This window comes from Deltaproteobacteria bacterium, assembly GCA_030690165.1.
Classification (GTDB): Bacteria; Desulfobacterota; GWC2-55-46; order UBA9637; family UBA9637; genus JACRNJ01.
The window spans coordinates 1-3,594 of sequence record JAUYHF010000067.1 but is presented as its reverse complement, the minus strand read 5'-3'; the positions used below and the strand labels follow the sequence as shown (position 1 = coordinate 3,594).

The 3,594-nt window shown below is 42.7% G+C and carries 6 protein-coding genes; 2 read left to right on the top strand and 4 right to left on the bottom strand.

All coding sequences use genetic code 11. From position 1 onward, the window contains the following. Both Q8P28_11445 and Q8P28_11440 read left to right on the top strand, forming a co-directional pair. Positions 1–349: SUMF1/EgtB/PvdO family nonheme iron enzyme (locus Q8P28_11445; protein ID MDP2683386.1), on the top strand; the 349-nt coding region annotated here is incomplete at its 5' end. 42 nt (positions 350–391) lie between these two features. Next, positions 392–1,060, top strand: coding sequence for an SUMF1/EgtB/PvdO family nonheme iron enzyme (locus Q8P28_11440; GenBank protein MDP2683385.1), 669 nt, complete (start codon positions 392–394; stop codon positions 1,058–1,060). On the opposite strand, the gene obgE is transcribed toward Q8P28_11440, so the two are convergent. From obgE to Q8P28_11420, 4 genes are all read right to left on the bottom strand, one after another. Continuing rightward, positions 1,047–2,057 carry a GTPase ObgE gene (gene obgE, locus Q8P28_11435; GenBank protein ID MDP2683384.1) on the bottom strand — a complete coding sequence of 337 codons (1,011 nt, stop codon included), beginning with the start codon at positions 2,055–2,057 and terminating at the stop codon, positions 1,047–1,049. The genes Q8P28_11440 and obgE overlap by 14 nt on opposite strands. Before the next feature lie 98 nt (positions 2,058–2,155). Continuing rightward, on the bottom strand, positions 2,156–2,410 hold the full coding sequence (rpmA, locus tag Q8P28_11430) for a 50S ribosomal protein L27 (GenBank protein ID MDP2683383.1): 255 nt from the start codon (positions 2,408–2,410) through the stop codon (positions 2,156–2,158). 76 nt (positions 2,411–2,486) lie between these two features. Beyond that, a complete protein-coding gene (gene rplU, locus Q8P28_11425; GenBank protein MDP2683382.1) occupies positions 2,487–2,798 on the bottom strand; it encodes a 50S ribosomal protein L21 in 312 nt (103 codons plus the stop codon). A gap of 112 nt (positions 2,799–2,910) precedes the next feature. Continuing rightward, positions 2,911–3,306, bottom strand: a complete 396-nt coding sequence (locus tag Q8P28_11420) for a hypothetical protein (GenBank protein MDP2683381.1) — start codon at positions 3,304–3,306, stop codon at positions 2,911–2,913. Between the last annotated feature and the right edge of the window lie 288 nt (positions 3,307–3,594).

Genomic DNA, 3,594 nt, shown 5'->3' with positions numbered 1-3,594 from the left:
ATATCCATGGGGTGATGAATATGATGAAAAAAAGGCAAACCTCACTAAAGGAGCTACAACGGCTGTTGGAAGCTTTGAAACAGATAAGAGTTACTACGGCGTATATGATATGGGCGGAAATATAATGGAATGGGTGGATGCCTGGTATAAACCATACCCCGGAAGTAAAGCAGAGAATAAGGATTTTGGCGAGACATCCAGGGTATTGCGCGGCGGGGCAGGCAGCGTGCTTGGTCATTACATCATGGGCAAGATATATGCCCGTACTTCATCCAGGCGCTATTATTTTCCAGTCGGGGCAGGAAATGACGGCGGTATCCGATGCGCAAAATCATCTGAGGTTAAATAGATGTTGGGAATTAGTTTAAACACATACAGAGTTTCAGCCATTATGTGGCTAATAGTTATATTTATACTACCAGGTTGTAACAGGCTGCCTCAAGGTATGGCCTTGATACCGGAAGGTGAATTCATAATGGGAAGCAATATGGGGGAACAAGATGAAATCCCAGAGAGAAAAGCCTACCTCAAGGCGTTTTATATAGATATCTTTGAGATAACAAATGAACAATATAGACAATTTGTTAAACAGACAAAACATAGGGAGCCGACTAACTGGATGGTATATGGCTACCCGGAAGACAAGAAAGATCATCCTATTGTATTTGTAAGCTTTGATGATGCATCAGTATACTGTAAATGGCAAGGCAAGCGGCTGCCTATTGAAGAGGAATGGGAAAAAGCAAGCAGGGGCGCTGACGGCCGCACATATCCATGGGGAAATGAGTTTGACTCAAGTAAGGCAAACACCAGCCTCGCCGGTATCGTAGGAACAACAAAGATCAATGCATATGAAAATGGCAAAAGCCCTTACGGTCTCTACGATATGGCAGGTAATGTATGGGAATGGACAAACTCCAACTATGATGATAAGAGAAAGGCAGTTAGAGGCGGCTCATGGGGACTAAGCCACAGATTTGCGCGGACATTTACACGTGTTGGATATAAACCTGAGACAAGGATAAATAACCTTGGTTTTAGATGCGCTAAGGATGTTTAAGCCTTGTCACCATTGCCCCTGTATATTTTATCAGCTTATCCAGCCCTTCCCCCGTGGCAGCAGATATAGCAAAGGCAGTTAAACCTTTTGTCTTAAAAAACTTAAGCAGCCCATGAAGCCTCTCCCTTGCCTCTGTGATATCTGTTTTGTTAAGGGCAACAACTTGAGGTTTTTTTGCCATATCAGGATTCCATGCCTTAAGTTCTTTATTTATTATTTCAAAGTCTTTCTTAGGGTCTCTTTCTGTTTGAGGAGAAATATCTATGAGATGTATAAACAGGCTCGTTCTTTCAATATGTTTTAAGAATTTTATGCCGAGCCCCTTTCCTCTATGCGCGCCCTCTATAAGCCCTGGTATATCTGCAACAACAAAATCCTGATACTCTCCGAATTTTACAACCCCAAGATGAGGTTGCAAGGTTGTAAAAGGATAATCGGCTATCTTTGGTTTTGCTGCCGATATATGGGATATGAGAGTAGATTTACCGGCATTTGGAAATCCTATAATACCTACATCCGCTAAAAGTTTTAGCTCAAGCTTAAGCTGCCTCTCCTCACCAGCTTCCCCTGGTTGGGCAAATTTTGGGGCCTGATGTGTTGAGGTGGTAAAGTGGGCATTTCCTTTTCCTCCCCTCCCGCCTTTTGCAATGACAATCCTTTGGCCATCCGCGGCCATATCCTCTACGACCGCTCCTGTTTCGGCATCTTTTATAACTGTTCCCACAGGAACCCTGATCATAATGTCCTGACCGTCCTTGCCTGTGCAATTACTACCCTGACCATGTTCTCCTCTTTCTGCTGTATAGTGTTTTTTGTATCTAAAATCCAAAAGGCTTGAAAGCCCGGTGGCGGCCGTAATATAAACATCCCCGCCTTTTCCGCCATTCCCGCCGTCAGGACCACCCCTTGGGATATACTTCTCCCTCCTGAAGCTTATACAGCCTCTTCCGCCTCCTCCGGCCTTAATATCAATTAAAGCCTCATCAATAAATTTCATCCCGTTAGACCTCTATAGAAAATAAAAAGGCGAGGGATCATGGAATAGTTCTTTTGCCCTCGCCTTAAAGAAAAGATTGAGTATCAATTAGCCTGCCGTTATGAAAGCGGCACAATGTTTACCTGTTTTCTGTTACCCCTGTCTTCATATTGAACAACACCTTCAATCCTGGCATAAAGCGTGTAGTCCTTTCCAAGCCCTACATTCACTCCTGGATATATCTTTGTTCCTACCTGGCGAACGAGAATGCTTCCTGCAGAAACAACCTGCCCTCCGTACCTCTTTACACCGCGCCTCTGCCCATTGCTGTCCCTGCCATTTCTGGAACTCCCGCCTGCTTTTTTATGAGCCATTTCTTCCTCCCTCAATAAAACAGGTATAGTAGAGAAAAACAAAACCTCGTATCTTCTTTACCTCTACCTGTATTTTTTATGCCTTTATTTCTTTTATTCGGACACTTGTAAATTGTTGCCTGTGCCCAATCTTCTTGTGAAATCCCTTCCGACGTTTCATCTTGAACGCAATAACCTTTTTAGACTTGCCCTGTTCAACAACCTCACCTACAACTTTGACATTGACAAGCGTTGGCTGGCCGACCTTTATCTCTTTATCGCTTCCAACCATTAATACATCTTTAAATTCTATCTGGCTGCCTGCATCGCCAGATAATTTTTCTACTTTTATTACATCACCTTCAGCAACAGTCTGTTGTTTCCCGCCCGTCCTTATTACAGCGTACATTTTTTATCCTCCGTTTATTATAAATCGCTGTTTCAACTTTTGTATCTTGAAAGCTAAAAAAGCCCTGCAATGCCTATTTTAGTATGCAGGGCTTAAGATTAGCAACTGTTATTCAAAAATTATAACGCAAAAGAGATAAATGCCTTACCACCTCTATTTTCTCATCGCGTTTATCCTGAACAATATCGGTTTTTAGCTCAGGCACATTTAAAGTTATTCTGCCACCCTCTATCTCAGCCAGCGCCTTTGTAGAACTGGCCATACCAATAGCAGCGCCTGCTATGATACCGCCTCCTGCGCCGTAGGCCACATAATTCCAATGGTCTGTTGGTTTGCCTCTTAGCAGCATAAATCCAACCCCTATAACTGCGCCAATAGCGCCTCCATACAATGTATCTTTAAATATATTTTGCATCATTACGCTGTCATCCGCTGCAAAAACGCGGGAAGGAAGCGCTGGAACTGCAATGGACAGTATAACCGCAAGCACAATCATTTTTTTGCGCATATATCCCTCCTTAATGGGCATTTAACAGATGATTTAATTATAGTTGATACTTATGATACTTGTCAAGAAAATCTTTTTACCATCACACCCAAAATCTTTGGTGTTGGAGATTGTCATATTTTTAGCATGATTGATGATAATTTTCTTGTGTAATCCCAAAGTGATAATGTCCTATTCTGCCAAAGTAGAAATGTCCACTGATTAAAGCCTTCAGGGGCAGGCTCTAATTCAGAGATGCTAAACTGTCCTTATTTTAAGGAGGGCAGAATGGCAGGAAAGGACATACTC

Excerpts from the sequence above, each read along its gene's own strand:
- Q8P28_11420 (MDP2683381.1), bottom strand. The coding sequence starts at position 3,306 with ATGCGCAAAAAAATGATTGTGCTTGCGGTTATACTGTCCATTGCAGTT.
- obgE (MDP2683384.1), bottom strand. The coding sequence starts at position 2,057 with ATGAAATTTATTGATGAGGCTTTAATTGATATTAAGGCCGGAGGAGGC.
- rplU (MDP2683382.1), bottom strand. The coding sequence starts at position 2,798 with ATGTACGCTGTAATAAGGACGGGCGGGAAACAACAGACTGTTGCTGAA.
- rpmA (MDP2683383.1), bottom strand. The coding sequence starts at position 2,410 with ATGGCTCATAAAAAAGCAGGCGGGAGTTCCAGAAATGGCAGGGACAGC.
- Q8P28_11440 (MDP2683385.1), top strand. The coding sequence starts at position 392 with ATGTGGCTAATAGTTATATTTATACTACCAGGTTGTAACAGGCTGCCT.